This is a genomic window from Parasphingorhabdus pacifica (assembly GCF_054779195.1).
Window position 1 is genome coordinate 171,185 of the sequence record NZ_BAAGYS010000021.1, and the last position, 14,070, is coordinate 185,254.

Consider the following 14,070-nt stretch of genomic DNA (forward strand, 5'->3'; position numbering starts at 1 on the left):
TCGTTCGGGGGCGGGCCTCGAACGGCGTTCCGAACTGGATCACCGTCCGCGTCCCGAGCGCGGGCCGCGACCACTTTCGGACGCCCTTCCGGCGATGCGGAGAAGAAGCCGCATCGCATTCCGGTTCGATTCGCCGGGGTGCTCGCGCGGATTCGTTTCGCCTTGGCTGATTCTCGGGGCTGGGCGGGTTGGGCGCACCGCTGATGGCTCGGACGGGTCTCACGGCGGCGGCCATACCGCCGTGCCCATCGAACGGGTGAGCGCCGTGCGAAGGCGGTTTCGCGTCACGTCCTCGGTCAGGGGACGAGGATCGCGCGGCCGCGGACCCGGCCGGAGTCCAGATCGTCGATCGCGGTCTGGAAGTCGTCCAGTGCGTAGCGGCGGGTGTGCAGGGTGACCAGGCCGCGTGCGGCCAGCTCCATCAATTCGCACAGGTCGTTGTAGTTCCCGACCAGGTTGCCCACCACGTTGCGTTCGGTCGAGATCAGGTCGATCGTCGGGACGTCGAGGTTCTCCCCGTAGCCGACTACGTGGTAGTCACCCGCCCGGCGGAGCATGCGCAGGCCCTCGCGGGTGCTACCGCCCTCGCCGACGAAATCGATCACGACCTTGGCGCCCTGTCCGCCGGTCAGCTCCAAAACCCGGTCGACGTGAGTACCGTCGGCCACGATTCCCCGATCCGCCCCGATCAGCAGGGCGAGCTCGACCGCTTCCGGGCTGCGGTCGACGACGACGATCTCGGCGGCCGTCATCGCCTTCAGCACCTGGATGCCGATGTGCCCCAACCCGCCCGCACCGATCACGACACACCGGTCCCGGGGAGTGAGTCGTGTCGTCGCCTTGGCCACCGAGTGGTAGGCGGTCAGCCCCGCGTCGGCGAGGGCGGCGACATCGGCGGGTTCAAGCCCGTCGTCGAGCTGGACGACGCTGCGGGCCGAAGTCCGGAGGTATTCCGCGTACCCACCGTGGGTGTCGATCCCGGGAAACTGCGACTGCGTGCAGTGCACGTCGTCGCCCGAGCGGCAGGGGCGGCACAGTCCGCACGTGATCAGCGGGTGAACGATGACCTTGTCCCCTTCGGTCACGTTCGTTACCGCACTGCCGACCGACTCGACCCAGCCCGCGTTCTCGTGTCCGATCGTGTAAGGCAGCGTCACACCGGACTTGTCCTTCCACTGTCCTTCGAGGATGTGGATGTCGGTCCGGCAGACCCCGGCGCCGCCGATCTTGACGATCACGTCGTGCGGTCCGACGATGGTCGGTGCGGGAACCTCGGTCATCTCCGGCTTCCGGTGGTAGCCGACGACCTGTACGGCCTTCATGTGGTGTTCTCCTTGATGTCGAGGGGTTCGTCGGGGTACCGGGTGCGCAGCAGTCCCCGGCAGAAGTGCGAGTTGCCGTCGATCGAGATGCGCGTGGAGCGCGCCCACCGCAGCCGCAACGGGACCTCCTCGGGCTGGTACGGCCTGCCGTGCTCGTCGACCAGCACCGGCCGTTCGGGGCCGGTTTCGAGTCCGAGGGCGGAGCGGCGACGCCGCAGAGCCCGGGCGGCGTCGTTGTCGGGCAGGTCGGCGAAGGTGATGTTGTGCAGGTCATCCTCGGCGAGGCTCGGGTCGGCGCGCAGCATCCCGGTCAGTACCCGTTCCATCGCGGCTGTGTGCGCCTTGCGGCGGAACGTGAACCGCAGTTCGTCGAGGTTCTGTCCGGCCTCGTCGCCGAACGTGCCGCGATAGCCGGCGTCGACGGCGAGGCCGCGGTTGATCACCTCGGAGTCGTGGTGGTCGTCGAGCTCGACGGTGACCGCGCGCGTCCACGGCAGCTCGGTGAGCACGTCCTTGGCGTCCGAGGCCATCAGGTACGCGAAGTTCGGTGCGCAGAACGAGGTGGGCAGCCGCAGGTGCACGGTGACCGAATCGCCGTCGACGTCGAGCGAGCGGACGAAGCCGAGGTCGGTGATCGGCTCGTCCAGCTCGGGGTCGACCACGGCACCGAGGGCGGTGAAGGCGTCCTGTTCCGGGCTGCGCATATCAGGCTGCCGCCGTGGTTCGCGGTTCGGCCAACTGCAGCTCCGTCGGTACGGGGATGTCGTACATCGCGGCCGCGTTGAGCCCGAGGATCTTCTTCTTCTGCGCCGTGGTCAGCGGTGCGTATTCGGTCATGTCCTCCGGGATCTGGAAGTCCACGAACCGTTCCACCAGCCACCGCGGCGTCCACAGTGCGTAGTCGCTGGAGAACTGGATGCGGTCCTCGTCGAGCCAGTACAGCAGCTCTCCGATGATCTCGGCGAAGTATCGCGGCCGGGTGTGCATAAACGGGATCGCCACAGCGAGTCCCGCGTGCACGTTCGGTTCCTGGGTGGCGATCCAGCAGAAGTCCTCCAAGCGTGGCAGCCCGCAGTGCTCGATCACGAAGTTCATGTCCGGGAAGTCCGTGGCGACCTTGTCGACGTCGGCGACGTTGAACGCGTCCAGATCGAGTGGCCGGATCGTCGGCCCCTTGTGAATGTGGATGTTGCGAATGCCCAGCTCCCGGGCCATCTCCAGGTAGCGGTACGACCACGGGTCGTCGAGCTTCCAGCCGCGCGATTCGCCGTGCCACTCGGCGGTGTAGAGCTTGCAGCCCTTGAGTCGGAAGCGTTCGGCGTCCGCGCGCAGCTGGTCGAGTCCGGCCTCGCCGAAGCGCGGATCCCAGCAGTGGTTGTAGGTGAGCTTGTCCGGGTGTGCGCTCGCGAGTGCGAAGGACTGCTCGGTCTGCCCGAAGCCGCGCTCGTAGAACTCACCGAGCAGGGCGGGTTGGAAGATCGCGTGGTCGACGTAGCCGTCGTCGAACAGGTCTCGCATGAGCCTCTCGCTGCCCTGGTAGAGGAACTCCTTGTAGGGCCACGTCTCGGAATCCGGGCTCAGGTTCCGGTGGTAGTCGTAAAAGCAGTCGATGAACTGCTTGCCGTGGATGTTGCGCTGGTTCTCCGGTCGGGCGTCCCACAGGGCGACGTGGGCGTCGACGATGAAGTAGGACTCGCCGTTCTTCGAGTACATCGCTGTTCCTCCTCAACGAGGGCGATCTCGGTTCGTTCTGGCTGGGGACGTTAGACAACGGGGAGCCGACCGCAGGGCGACTCGGCGTCTCAATTTGAGACTCCGGTCACACTCAACTGCGTGTTGGCTGTGCCACAGTCGGTGCTGGCCCAGCTGGGCGTACAAGGAGGTGCGCAGATGGATGAGCTTGTTGAGCCGGCCCGAGTGGGCGGTGCGCCGGTCGCCCCGACGCGGCTATCGGCGTCGTGGCGTCGGAGCCAGGACTACGGGGCGCCGTTGGAGCAGGTCGGCCCGGTCTTCACCGGTGCCGTCGACGATGAGTCGCTGTTCTTCCAGTGCGGCCAGGAGGTCCTGCGCGGCCTGCACGAGACGCTCGTGAATGAGCCCGTCAGCCTGATGCTGACCGACGACGGCGGCCACGTGCTCAGCCGGAACTGCCACGATCGCGCGTTGGTCGGGGCCCTCGACAAGACCTACCTCGCGCCCGGGTTCGCCTTTTCCGAACGGGAGGCCGGCACCAACGGGCTCGGCCTCGCGCTGGCCGACAGGGCTCCCTCGCTGGTCAGCGGCGACGAGCATTACTGCACTGCCCTGTGGGACTACACCTGCGCGGCAGTCCCGGTGCTGGATCCCGTGCACGGGGGATTGCTCGGGAGCGTCAACCTGACCACCTGGTCGCAGAGGTCCGCGAACCTGCTGCTCGCCCTGGCGCAGACGGCGGCCGGACACACCTCGGCGTTGATGTTGTCCCGTGGTCACGGCATGCGACCGCGCCCCACCCCTCGTGGCGAGGTCTTCCGGGTGTACGCGACACGACCGGAGTCCGAGCCCGAGCCGGAACTGTCGGGGCAGTGGCAGGTCGCACTGACCGAGGTCGAGGCGGCGCTGACCACCGGACGGTCGGTCGCGGTCGTCGGGGAGCCGGGAGCAGGCAAAACCGCGTTGTTGGGCACGGCGCTACGCCGTACGCAGAAGCATGATCGAATCCTCAATGCCCGACCACCGGGTCCGCAGGACACCGAGTCGTGGCTCGCACTCTGGACTCCCGAGCTGGGCAAGGACAACACCAGCATCATCGCCGCTCGGGTCGACGTCCTGCCGCTGTGGGGCGCGACCGAGCTCGCCGGGATCGTCGCGGCTCAGGCCCGGCGACCGCTGACGGTTACCGCGCGTGAAGCGACGGCGATCCCGGACGCGTTGTCCGGGCTGGTTGACGCGGTGGTGGAGCTGCCGCCGCTGCGGCGTCGGCCGGACGACATCCTGCCGTTGGCGGAGTGCCTGGGCAAGCGAGCTCGTGGCCGTGACGTCCGGTTCACTCCTGCGGCGGTCCGCGCGCTGCGCACCTACCACTGGCCGGACAACGTCGAGCAGCTCCGGCGAGTCGTCCGCGAGGCGGCTACCAGGAGCGACGTCGTGGACACCCGGCACTTGGCTCCCGAGGTGCTGTGTGGGCCAACTCGCACGCTGACCCGGATCGAAACCCTCGAGCGCGACGAGATCGTCCGTTGCCTGTCCGAGCCGGAAACCACGGTGACCCGCGCCGCGGAGATCCTCGGCATGAGCCGGGCGACGATCTATCGCAAGATCGCCCAGTACGGCATCCGCATCCCCGGCTGACCGGCGGCGGAGGATGCCCGGTGTCTTCGGATATTGATGCGGGTGTTCGGGGCACGGTTGAGTCGGATTCCCGCTCGGCGGCTGTCAGTCCAGGGCGAAACCCGTGGCGAGATGGCGCATGGCGGAGTCGATGACGTCGCAGAGCTCCGCCTCCGGGTGATGGAGCCATTCCTCGTACGCGGCCAGTGCCGCTCCCAAGCACGCATAGGCGGCCGTTTGCGGCACCAGCGCATCCGTCGGTTCGCCGCGTCGGCGGGCTACGAACTCGGCGACGATCGTGCGCCACTCGGCATAGCGCAGAGTTGAGTGCGCCTGCAGCGCGGGCACTTGCAGGATCAGTTCGAGGCGGTGTCGGTGCCGTTGTGCTTCGGCGGGGTCGACTCGGTTGAACTCGACGACGACCGTGCGCAGCGCCTCCATCAGCGGCTGATCGTCCGGGCAGGCGAGGAACCGATCGCGCATGAGGTCCAGCTGCTCGGTGAAGTTTCCCCAGGCCACGTCGTTCTTGGAGTCGTAGTACCGGAAGAACGTTCGTCGCCCGACTCCGGCCGCGCGGGCAATCGCATCGACGGTGGTGGCGTCGAACCCGTGGTGCCGGAAGAGGTCGAACGCGACCTTCTCGAGTTCCTCGCGGCTGGTCGACGGGCGCCTGCCCGGTCCGTTCGTTGCTTCGAAGGAGTGTTTCGAAGTTTCTCTCGTCATAACCCTTCCATTGTGACACGGGATGCCATTATTGTGGTGTGCGTCATCACATGATCAGTTGTAGAGGGGTTGAGCTTTCCATGAGTGACTCCAACCATGTCGAGGCGTCGAACGAAGAGGCCGTTGAGGAGGACTTGCTCGTAGAGGAAGTCTCGATCGACGGGATGTGCGGTGTCTATTGATGACCGTGTTTCCGATGAGGTCGATGCCTCGTCGGGTGCGCGGGACGGTGCATTCGACCCGGAGCGCCGCTACCGGTTGAGTCCGAACGTGTCCCTGCGGCCGGAGTCCTTCGGAGCGTTGGCTTATCACTTCGGCAATCGCAAGTTGTCCTTTCTCAAATCTCCTCGGCTGGTCGCGATCGTGCGGAGCTTGGAAGACCATGCGTCCGCGCGTGCGGCCGTCGAATCCGGTGATATGGCCGAAGGACAGCGCGCCAGCTATTTGCGGGCGCTGGCCTCGCTCGCCCGTACGGACATGATCGTGTCCGCCTGACCGAACATCACTACGTTTGACGAAGGGCCAGGCCCATGACGAGTGCTGTCGAGAGGAATTCGGCTCCGGCGACGTCGGAACCGTCGATTACGAGTGCCGAGCCGGCTGTCCTGCCGCTGGTCGAGCAGTTCAAGTTCGGGTTGGAATCGCCGATCTGCCTGACCTGGGAGTGGACCTACGCGTGCAATCTGTCCTGCGCGCATTGCCTGTCTTCTTCGGGGCGTCGCGACCCGGATGAGTTGAGCACGAACGAGATCAAGAAGGTGATCGACGAGCTCGAACGGATGCAGGTCTTCTACGTGAACGTGGGCGGGGGAGAGCCGACCGTTCGGGACGACTTCTGGGAATTGCTCGACTACGCCGTGGCGCACCACGTGGGAATCAAGTTCTCCACCAACGGTTTCCGGATCACCGCGGAACGAGCCCGCAGGTTGGCCGCCACGGACTACGTGGACGTGCAGATCTCGTTGGACGGTGCCACTCCCGAGGTCAACGATGCCGTCCGCGGGCCGGGTTCCTATGACACGGCGATGCGTGCGATGGAGAACCTGGCTGCCGCGGGCATGCGTGGCTTCAAGATCTCGGTGGTAATGACCAGTCAGAACGTCGATCAGCTCGACGAGTTCAAGCGCATAGCCGATGGGTTTGACGCGCAGCTGCGGATCACCCGGTTGCGGCCGTCGGGTCGCGGCGCGGATGTGTGGGACGAGTTGCATCCCACGGCCGAGCAGCAGTGGACGATCTACCGCTGGTTGTTGGACAACGGGGAGAACGTGCTCACGGGCGACTCGTTCTTCCACCTCAACGCGCTCGGTTCGGAACCGTTGCCGGGGCTGAACCTGTGCGGGGCGGGCCGGGTGGTGTGCCTGATCGACCCGGTCGGTGATGTCTACGCGTGTCCGTTCGCCATTCACGATACCTTCCACGGCGGCAATGTTCGCGACGCCGGATTCGGCTTGGTGTGGCGAGAATCCGAATTGTTCAAGGACCTGCGTCAGCCGCAGACCGGCGGAGCGTGCCTGTCGTGTTCGGCCTACGACGCCTGTCAGGGCGGTTGCATGGCCGCGAAGTTCTTCACCGGCCTGCCGCTGGACGGTCCGGACCCGGAATGCGTCAAGGGGCATGGTGCGGCGGCGTTGGCCGAGGTAGACCCGGAGCACTCGCCGAGACCGGCGCAGGACCACTCGAAGCCCAGCGCGCAGAAGCAGCAGGTCCTGCTGGGACTTCCCTCGATCCGGCGGCCGGAGCGGGCCTGCGACGAGAGTCCGATCGCCGGAATGACCTGAGCCCACTCGTCGGAGGATTCGGCTGGGTCGGAATTGTTGTTCGTTATGAAAGGAAGGTCTAGCCATGGGCAACGACTGGTTCGAAACCGTGGCAGAAGCGCAGCGTCGTGCACGCAAGCGGTTGCCGTGGTCGGTGTACGGTGCACTGGTCGCCGGTTCGGAGAAGGGTGTGACGCTGCGGGACAACCAGGCGGCGTTCACCGAATTGGGATTCGCTCCGCACGTGGCGGGCCTGCAGCACGAGCGCGATCTGAGCACTACCGTGATGGGGCAGCCGATTTCCTTCCCCGTGATCATCTCGCCGACCGGGGTACAAGCCGTGCACCCGGATGGTGAACTGGCCGTTGCGCGCGCGGCGGCGGCTCGCGGCACGGCCATGGGGCTGAGCGGTTTCGCCAGCAAACCGGTCGAGGAGGTTGTGAGGGCCAATCCACAGACCTTCTTCCAGACCTACTGGGTGGGCGGGCGCGACGAGATCGAGCAGCGCATGCAGCGCGCTCGGGATGCAGGCGCGGTCGGCATGATCGCGACGACCGACTGGTCGTTCTCCCACGGCAGGGATTGGGGCAGTCCCGCCATTCCGGAGCAGATGGACCTGCGGACGATGCTGAAGTACGCACCGCAGGCGTTGACCCACCCGCGCTGGTTCGCCGCGTTCGCCAAACAACGCCAGATTCCCGACCTGCGGGTGCCGAACGTGCGTGGTAATCGGGAGGATGCTCCGCCCACCTTCTTCAACGCCTACGGCGAATGGATGTTCACGCCCCCGCCGAGCTGGGATGACGTGCGGTGGATGTGTGAGCAGTGGGACGGGCCGTTCATGCTCAAGGGAGTCGGCCGGGTCGATGATGCCAAGCGCGCCGTGGATGCGGGCGTCACGGCGATCTCGGTGTCGAACCACGGCGGCAACAACCTCGACGGCACACCCGCCAGCATCCGGACCCTGCCCCGAATCGCGGAGGCGGTGGGGGACCAGGTGGAAGTGGTGCTCGACGGCGGTGTCCGTCGCGGTAGCGACGTGGTCAAGGCGCTGGCGCTCGGGGCGAAAGCCGTCATGGTGGGACGCGCCTACCTGTGGGGTCTGGCGGCAAACGGCCAGGCGGGTGTGGAGAACGTGCTCGACATCCTGCGTGGTGGTATCGACTCGGGGCTGCTGGGCTTGGGGCGCTCGTCGGTGCACGAGCTCGACCGGTCAGATGTGGTCGTCCCGCCCGGCTTCGAGAGCGGGTTCGGGGGAGCGGAGACCATCGGCGCCGGCTGAGGCGAGTCCGCGCGTGTTTTCCGGTTCGTTCGTTCGGAGGGGAGGTGGGCGATGACTTCGCCGGCGAGCTCGTGCTGGCCGGATCTCGTCGATCGGCATCCGACGGTGCTGCTGCCGCTCGGCGCGTGTGAGCAGCACGGTCCACACCTACCGCTCGACACCGACTCGTCGATCGCGCATGCCGTCGCCGGACGTGCCGTGTCCGCACTGGCACCTGGAACCGACGTGTTCCTCGCGCCGAGCCAGCCGTACGGGGCGAGCGGGGAACACGAGGGCTTTCCCGGAACCGTCTCCATCGGACACGAGGCATTGGAGCTCGTGCTGGTGGAACTCGGACGCTCGATGAGCCGGTGGGCATACCGGATAGTTGTCGTCAATGGTCATGGCGGCAACGTCGCGAGCGTGCGGCGGGCCGTCTCCCGGTTGCGCCAGGAGGGGCGGGAGGTGGCGTGGTGGCATTGCGGTGCCACGGGGGGCGACGCACATGCCGGTCGTAGCGAGACATCGCTGATGTCGGCCCTGCGCCCCGAGTCGGTGTGGGGAGAACGCGCTCGCGCGGGGCGGACCGAGCCACTCCGAGAGCTGCTGCCCGAGCTCACCGGCGGCGGGGTGCTCGAGGTCAGTCCGAACGGAGTGCTCGGCGATCCGGCGGGCAGCTCCGCCGAGGAAGGCGAGGAGATGCTCGGCGACATGGTCGACCGGCTCGTGGCAGCGGTGACCGAGTGGCGGATCACGGGAGGGGGGTACTTGGGGCATGTTTCGAAAGAGGCGAGCACGTGAGGCGCGCCTCGCCATTGGACCAGCACGGTGGTTGCGCATGACGAACGGACCTGCGGGATCGTGGGTACGGAGCCACCCTTACCCGGTGGATTGCGAGAGGGTGTCCGGATGACCGAACCCAGGGTCGCCGTGGTCACCGGTGCCGCGCGCGGTATCGGTGCCGCCGTGGTTCGGAGACTGGTCACCACCGGCTGGTGCGTAGTCGCCGTCGATCGTTGTGCCGATGATCCGGGCGTCGACTACTCGCTGGCCACCGGGGACCAGCTCGCCGAACTCGCCCGGGAACATCCCGGAAAAGTGGTCGACGCCGTCGCCGACGTCCGCGACGCCGAAGCGATGCGAGAGGTGGTGTCGCTGGCCGAGCGACGCTTCGGCGGGCTCGACGCGGCCGTCGGAGCCGCCGCGCTGATGGCAGGCGGCAAGCCGTTCTGGGAGGCCGATGAATCAGAGTGGGACGTGCTGTTCTCGACCGGCGTGACAGGAGTGGCCAACCTCGCGCGGGCCGCTGTTCCGGCGATGCTACGTCGCCCGCAGCCGCGGAACGGACGGTTCGTGGCTCTCGCCTCGGCCGCGGCGCACCGCGGATTGTGGCGGCTGACCTCGTACAACGCTGCTAAGCACGCCGTGGTCGGCTTGATCCGCGGGCTCGCGACCGATCTCCGGGGTACGGGCATTTGCGCGACGGCGGTCTCACCCGGCTCGACGCGTACCGATATGCTCGACGCGACTGCGGGCCTCTATGGGCTGCCCGATGTCGAGGAGTTCGCCCAGCACCAGATCACCGAACGCCTCCTCGATCCCGACGAAGTGGCCGCGGCGGTGTGCTTCCTGTGCTCCCCGGAAGCGTCTGCGATTACGGGCACCGTCGTTCACGCGGACGGCGGGTTCACCGTATGAGTGGCCGAGAGGATTCCGATTCCACGGATCTGCCACCCGGCACGATCCTGGCTCCGGATCACTCGGTGCGACGGTTCGCGGATGGCGCGGTTTTGATCGGCGGTTCCCCGCTTCGACTGGTGAAACTCGGAGCGCGAGGGGCGTCCACTTTCGACCGTTGGAGCAACGGTGAGCCGCTCACCGGGAACGCGGCTGAGCAGCGGCTGGCCCGACGGTTGCTCCAGGCCGGAGTTGTTCACCCCGCACCGCCCGAAGGCCCGTTCAACCTCGCAGATGTCACACTAGTCTCGCCGGTGAAGGACAACACCTCCGGGCTGCGCCGGTTGCTGGCTGCCACCGAGGAAATCACCGAACGGATCGTCGTGGACGACGGTTCGGCCGAACCGATACCGGAAGCCGCGCTGCGCAACGAGAAACCGATGGGGCCGGCGGTCGCACGCAACGCCGGATGGCGCCGTGCGCGGACCGAACTCGTCGCCTTCGTCGATTCGGACGTGGTCCCGGAGGACGGGTGGTTGGACCACGTGCTCGCACAGTTCGCGGATCCCGAAGTCGTCGCTGTCGCACCGCGGGTCCGGAGCGTTTTCGGCGCGCGGTCCCTGGCTCGATACGAGGTGGATCAGTCCAGTCTGGATATCGGCGACCAGCCCGCTCCCGTCCGCCCGATGAGCCGCGTCAGCTACGTACCCAGTGCCGCACTCGTCGTGCGTCGGCGTGCTCTCGAGGAAGTGAGCGGTTTCGACCAGCGGCTGCGGTTCGGCGAGGACGTCGACCTCGTATGGCGACTGATCGCGCGTGGCGGCACCGTCCGGTATGCACCGGCGTCGGTCGCATGGCACGAGCCGCGTACCGGACTGCTGCAGTGGATGCGCCAGCGATTCGACTACGGCACCTCGGCAGCCCCTCTGTCCCGCCGCCATACCGGCCTGCTCTCCTGCGCGAAGGTCTCACGGTGGAGCGCGCTCTCCTGGGGACTACTGGTGTTCGGGCACCCCGTGCTCGCACTGGTGATGGCAGGGGTGACCACCGCCCTGTTCCCCCGCAAGCTGCGTTCCCGGGGCCTTCCCGCCATCGAGGCGCTGCGGTTGGCGAGCCTAGGGCACTTTGGGGCCGGGAGGATCCTCGCCGAAGCCACCCGACGCGCCTGGTGGCCACTCGTCGCGGTGGCCGCGCCGTTCAACAAGACCGCGCGAGTGGCCATGCTGGCCGCCCTGCTTCCGTGCTTCATCGAGTCGACGGGCAAGGGGCCGCGCTGGCTCGTTTTGCGCGTGTTCGACGATCTGGCCTACGGAACCGGGGTCTGGTTCGGCTGCGTGCGAGAGCGCACGATCGAGCCACTGCGTCCACAGTTCACCAATGACTCGTTGAGGTGATCGACGATGGCTCGTCAAGCGTTCCGCACGTGGCATCAGCGAGTCCACATCGCTCGGAGCTTGCGAGCCTGGGTCGTGTCCTACCGCGGGCCGATCGCCGGTTTTCGCCCGGACCGGGTGTACTCGTGGAGACAACCGTGGTGCGTGGCGAACCGACTCGGCACGAGATGGAGCCTTGACTGGTTCCCGTTGACTTTCCATGCTCTGAAGGCCAGATGTCGCGATGCCTTCCCGCTCGATCGTCTGAACCATTCAATGAGGAGTGGATATGAAGACCAAAGCCGCCGTGCTGCACGGGCCAGGCAAGGATTGGGAAATCGACGAGATCGACCTAGGAGATCCGGTTGCCGGTGAGCTTCAGGTGCGGCTCACGGCTTCGGGATTGTGCCACTCCGACGAACACTTGCGCACCGGTGCGACTCCGATTCCGTTCTACCCCGCGGTGGGAGGACATGAAGGTGCGGGTGTGGTCACCAAGGTCGGCCCTGAGGTCTCCGGCCTCAATGAGGGCGACCACGTGGTGCTCACGTTCATTCCCGGCTGCGGGACGTGCAGATCGTGCGCTCGCGGACTGCAGAACTTGTGCGATGCGGGTGCGTATCTGCTCAGCGGCCAGGCGATTTCGGATGGAACGCACCGGATGCACCTGCGCGGCGCTCCTGCCGTGCCCATGTGCCTGTTGGGAACGTTCGCACCGTACGTGACCGTCAACCAGGCGTCCGTGATGAAGATCGAGGACGACATTCCGTTGGACAAGGCGGCGCTGTTGGGCTGTGGCGTCTCCACCGGCTGGGGTTCGGCCACGGAGATCGGTGATGTGCGTGCCGGCGACACGGTGGTGGTCGTGGGTATCGGCGGAGTCGGCATCAATGCAGTGCAGGGAGCGGCTGCGTCGGGTGCTCGCCACGTGGTCGCGATCGACCCGGTGGAGTTCAAGCGGAAGAAGGCTCTGGAACTGGGTGCCACACACACCTTCACGTCGATGGAAGAAGCCGCCGAGCCGATCATGGAGATGACTTGGGGCCAGAACGCGAACCCCACGATTCTGACCATGGGCGTGGTCGAAGGTGAGCACCTGCAGCCCGCGCTGGCGCTGACGGCGAAGGGTGGTCAGGTCGTCGTCACCGGTATGGGCGATGCGCAAGCGACCGATGCTTCGGTCAACCTGTTCGAGCTGAGCTTGCTGCAGAAGCGCGTGCAGGGCGCGATCTTCGGTGGGGTGAGTCCCCGCACCCAGATTCCACGACTGCTGGAGTTGTACCGGGAAGGCATGCTCAAACTCGACGAGCTGGTCACGACCACCTATCGGCTCGAAGAGATCAATACCGGGTACCAGGACATGCGGGAGGGCAAGAACCTCCGTGGCGTGGTCCTCTACGACGACGCCGACTACTGACCGGAACGATCGCCACCCGAGTTGGCCACCCGAGCTGACGACCGGGCTGCAGCGACACGGTACTCGGCCGGTCGGGAGCGGTGACTGATGGGAACCGCCATTGGCCTGACACCCCTGCCGCTCCAGGAGGGTGGTGGGGGTGGGCCGTCAACCATCGATCACGACGTCGACCAGCCAGAAACAGGGTCTTCAGCGTCGCCAGTAGCCCATGAACGCTACAGCGCTCTTCGGCAGGCCGAAGTCGCTGACCATCAGCCTCCGCAGCCGCTTGATCACGGTGGATTCCCCGGCAATCCAGCCGTAGAGTTCGCCGCTCGCCGCATCTACCGGACCGCGTTGCTCCGGCACGTCCCACAGCAGGTTCGAGACGGCCTCTGGTTCGTCCCAATCTTCGACGGTCGGGCGGCGAACGTCGCACAGTTCGTCCAATGCGCTCGTCACGGTCGTTTCCAGCAGAGCTCCGTGCGGAGTCGCCACGTGCTGCCGGTTGGACCACCGGATCTCGACCCCCTCCGGCGGATTCCACCATTGGATGTCGCCCGCCGCCGGGACTTCGACGCAGACGATGCCGCGCGCATCGCGTGGAAGGGATTCCACAATGGAGGCTACGGCGGGCACGGCCGTCTCGTCGCCGGCCAGCAGGAAGCTCTTCGCGGTCGTGGGCGGATTCCATTCACACCCCCACATGCGACCGCTGCCCATGCGGTCGGGTCCGAGCAAGGCAACGGTGTCACCCGGCTCGGACATCGCGGCCCACGTCGACGCCGGCCCGCCGTGGCCGTCATCGACCCCGTGCAGAACGAAGTCGATGTCGATCTCGGCTACCTCCGGTCGGTAAGCGCGGACCGTGTAGGTGCGCATGGTCGGACGCACCTCCTCCGGCATCCCCTGCCAGGTCGGGTACCAGTCCTCGCCGTCCGGGACGTCGGCGACCGTCCTTCCAGGACGTGGCAGCATCAGCTTGATGCGTTGATCGTCGCCGCCTGCCCCGAATTCGCGCAGGCAGTCGCCGGTGAAGGTCACTCGGGCAAAGCTGGGGCCGAGTCGTTGAGTGCGCGCCACCCGTACCACGAACATCCGGTAAACCGGCGCGTGCCGGTCCTCGCGTGGCTTGACCGGGCGAACCTGCGTCATTCCGTGACCTCCGTAGCTCTCGCTTCCCGAGATGTCCCATAGCTTAGCCTAAGCTAAGTTCGCGGCGGTCGCAGCTTCGGGGGTGCCGCCCGAT

General features: G+C 66.7%; 14 protein-coding genes. 9 read left to right on the plus strand and 5 right to left on the minus strand.

Annotated elements, in window-relative coordinates; all coding sequences use genetic code 11:
- Positions 1-296 precede the first annotated feature (296 nt).
- From ACYVAN_RS23990 to ACYVAN_RS24000, 3 genes are read right to left on the minus strand one after another with little or no spacing between them, the layout of a single operon-like run.
- Positions 297-1,322: an NAD(P)-dependent alcohol dehydrogenase gene (locus ACYVAN_RS23990; protein ID WP_460963395.1), complete on the minus strand. Its 1,026-nt coding sequence runs from the start codon at positions 1,320-1,322 to the stop codon at positions 297-299.
- Positions 1,319-2,026 carry an iron-sulfur cluster assembly protein gene (locus ACYVAN_RS23995; RefSeq protein ID WP_460963397.1) on the minus strand — a complete coding sequence of 236 codons (708 nt, stop codon included), beginning with the start codon at positions 2,024-2,026 and terminating at the stop codon, positions 1,319-1,321. The genes ACYVAN_RS23990 and ACYVAN_RS23995 overlap by 4 nt, the downstream gene beginning before the upstream one ends.
- A 1-nt stretch (position 2,027) precedes the next feature.
- The gene (locus tag ACYVAN_RS24000; RefSeq protein ID WP_460963399.1) at positions 2,028-3,035 is read right to left on the minus strand and encodes an amidohydrolase family protein; all 1,008 of its coding nucleotides are present in this window, start codon (positions 3,033-3,035) and stop codon (positions 2,028-2,030) included.
- A 120-nt stretch (positions 3,036-3,155) separates the two neighbouring features.
- On the opposite strand from ACYVAN_RS24000, the gene ACYVAN_RS24005 reads away from it, so the two are divergent.
- Entirely contained in the window at positions 3,156-4,652 is a 1,497-nt protein-coding gene (locus tag ACYVAN_RS24005; RefSeq protein ID WP_460963401.1) for an AAA-type ATPase lid domain-containing protein, read from the plus strand.
- 84 nt (positions 4,653-4,736) lie between these two features.
- Here ACYVAN_RS24005 and mftR read toward each other — a convergent pair whose 3' ends face one another.
- A complete protein-coding gene (gene mftR, locus ACYVAN_RS24010; protein WP_460963403.1) occupies positions 4,737-5,354 on the minus strand; it encodes a mycofactocin system transcriptional regulator in 618 nt (205 codons plus the stop codon).
- Positions 5,355-5,434: 80 nt separating this feature from the next.
- On the opposite strand from mftR, the gene mftA reads away from it, so the two are divergent.
- From mftA to ACYVAN_RS24050, 8 genes are all read left to right on the plus strand, one after another.
- Positions 5,435-5,536: a mycofactocin precursor MftA gene (gene mftA / locus ACYVAN_RS24015; protein WP_460963405.1), complete on the plus strand. Its 102-nt coding sequence runs from the start codon at positions 5,435-5,437 to the stop codon at positions 5,534-5,536.
- The gene (mftB, locus tag ACYVAN_RS24020) at positions 5,526-5,849 is read left to right on the plus strand and encodes a mycofactocin biosynthesis chaperone MftB (protein WP_460963407.1); all 324 of its coding nucleotides are present in this window, start codon (positions 5,526-5,528) and stop codon (positions 5,847-5,849) included. The genes mftA and mftB overlap by 11 nt, the downstream gene beginning before the upstream one ends.
- A 35-nt stretch (positions 5,850-5,884) precedes the next feature.
- Positions 5,885-7,135, plus strand: a complete 1,251-nt coding sequence (gene mftC, locus ACYVAN_RS24025; protein ID WP_460963409.1) for a mycofactocin radical SAM maturase — start codon at positions 5,885-5,887, stop codon at positions 7,133-7,135.
- Positions 7,136-7,199: 64 nt separating this feature from the next.
- Positions 7,200-8,396 (plus strand): pre-mycofactocin synthase MftD, encoded by a 1,197-nt coding sequence (gene mftD / locus ACYVAN_RS24030; protein ID WP_460963411.1) that lies wholly within the window; start codon positions 7,200-7,202, stop codon positions 8,394-8,396.
- Between the two features lie 51 nt (positions 8,397-8,447).
- Positions 8,448-9,176, plus strand: a complete 729-nt coding sequence (gene mftE / locus ACYVAN_RS24035) for a mycofactocin biosynthesis peptidyl-dipeptidase MftE (RefSeq protein ID WP_460963413.1) — start codon at positions 8,448-8,450, stop codon at positions 9,174-9,176.
- Between the two features lie 108 nt (positions 9,177-9,284).
- Positions 9,285-10,073, plus strand: coding sequence for a mycofactocin-coupled SDR family oxidoreductase (locus ACYVAN_RS24040; RefSeq protein ID WP_460963415.1), 789 nt, complete (start codon positions 9,285-9,287; stop codon positions 10,071-10,073).
- Positions 10,070-11,446 (plus strand): mycofactocin biosynthesis glycosyltransferase MftF, encoded by a 1,377-nt coding sequence (gene mftF, locus ACYVAN_RS24045; protein WP_460963417.1) that lies wholly within the window; start codon positions 10,070-10,072, stop codon positions 11,444-11,446. The genes ACYVAN_RS24040 and mftF overlap by 4 nt, the downstream gene beginning before the upstream one ends.
- A 268-nt stretch (positions 11,447-11,714) precedes the next feature.
- Positions 11,715-12,842 carry an NDMA-dependent alcohol dehydrogenase gene (locus ACYVAN_RS24050; protein WP_460963419.1) on the plus strand — a complete coding sequence of 376 codons (1,128 nt, stop codon included), beginning with the start codon at positions 11,715-11,717 and terminating at the stop codon, positions 12,840-12,842.
- 189 nt (positions 12,843-13,031) lie between these two features.
- Here ACYVAN_RS24050 and ACYVAN_RS24055 read toward each other — a convergent pair whose 3' ends face one another.
- Entirely contained in the window at positions 13,032-13,976 is a 945-nt protein-coding gene (locus ACYVAN_RS24055) for a siderophore-interacting protein (RefSeq protein WP_460963421.1), read from the minus strand.
- Positions 13,977-14,070: the final 94 nt, after the last annotated feature.

Bases quoted from the DNA above. Each gene is read 5' to 3' on its own strand.
- mftD (WP_460963411.1), top strand. From the start codon at position 7,200: ATGGGCAACGACTGGTTCGAAACCGTGGCAGAAGCGCAGCGTCGTGCA.
- ACYVAN_RS23995 (WP_460963397.1), bottom strand. From the start codon at position 2,026: ATGCGCAGCCCGGAACAGGACGCCTTCACCGCCCTCGGTGCCGTGGTC.
- mftA (WP_460963405.1), top strand. From the start codon at position 5,435: ATGAGTGACTCCAACCATGTCGAGGCGTCGAACGAAGAGGCCGTTGAG.
- mftF (WP_460963417.1), top strand. From the start codon at position 10,070: ATGAGTGGCCGAGAGGATTCCGATTCCACGGATCTGCCACCCGGCACG.
- ACYVAN_RS23990 (WP_460963395.1), bottom strand. From the start codon at position 1,322: ATGAAGGCCGTACAGGTCGTCGGCTACCACCGGAAGCCGGAGATGACC.
- mftR (WP_460963403.1), bottom strand. From the start codon at position 5,354: ATGACGAGAGAAACTTCGAAACACTCCTTCGAAGCAACGAACGGACCG.
- ACYVAN_RS24055 (WP_460963421.1), bottom strand. From the start codon at position 13,976: ATGACGCAGGTTCGCCCGGTCAAGCCACGCGAGGACCGGCACGCGCCG.
- mftC (WP_460963409.1), top strand. From the start codon at position 5,885: ATGACGAGTGCTGTCGAGAGGAATTCGGCTCCGGCGACGTCGGAACCG.
- ACYVAN_RS24050 (WP_460963419.1), top strand. From the start codon at position 11,715: ATGAAGACCAAAGCCGCCGTGCTGCACGGGCCAGGCAAGGATTGGGAA.
- ACYVAN_RS24000 (WP_460963399.1), bottom strand. From the start codon at position 3,035: ATGTACTCGAAGAACGGCGAGTCCTACTTCATCGTCGACGCCCACGTC.
- ACYVAN_RS24040 (WP_460963415.1), top strand. From the start codon at position 9,285: ATGACCGAACCCAGGGTCGCCGTGGTCACCGGTGCCGCGCGCGGTATC.
- mftE (WP_460963413.1), top strand. From the start codon at position 8,448: ATGACTTCGCCGGCGAGCTCGTGCTGGCCGGATCTCGTCGATCGGCAT.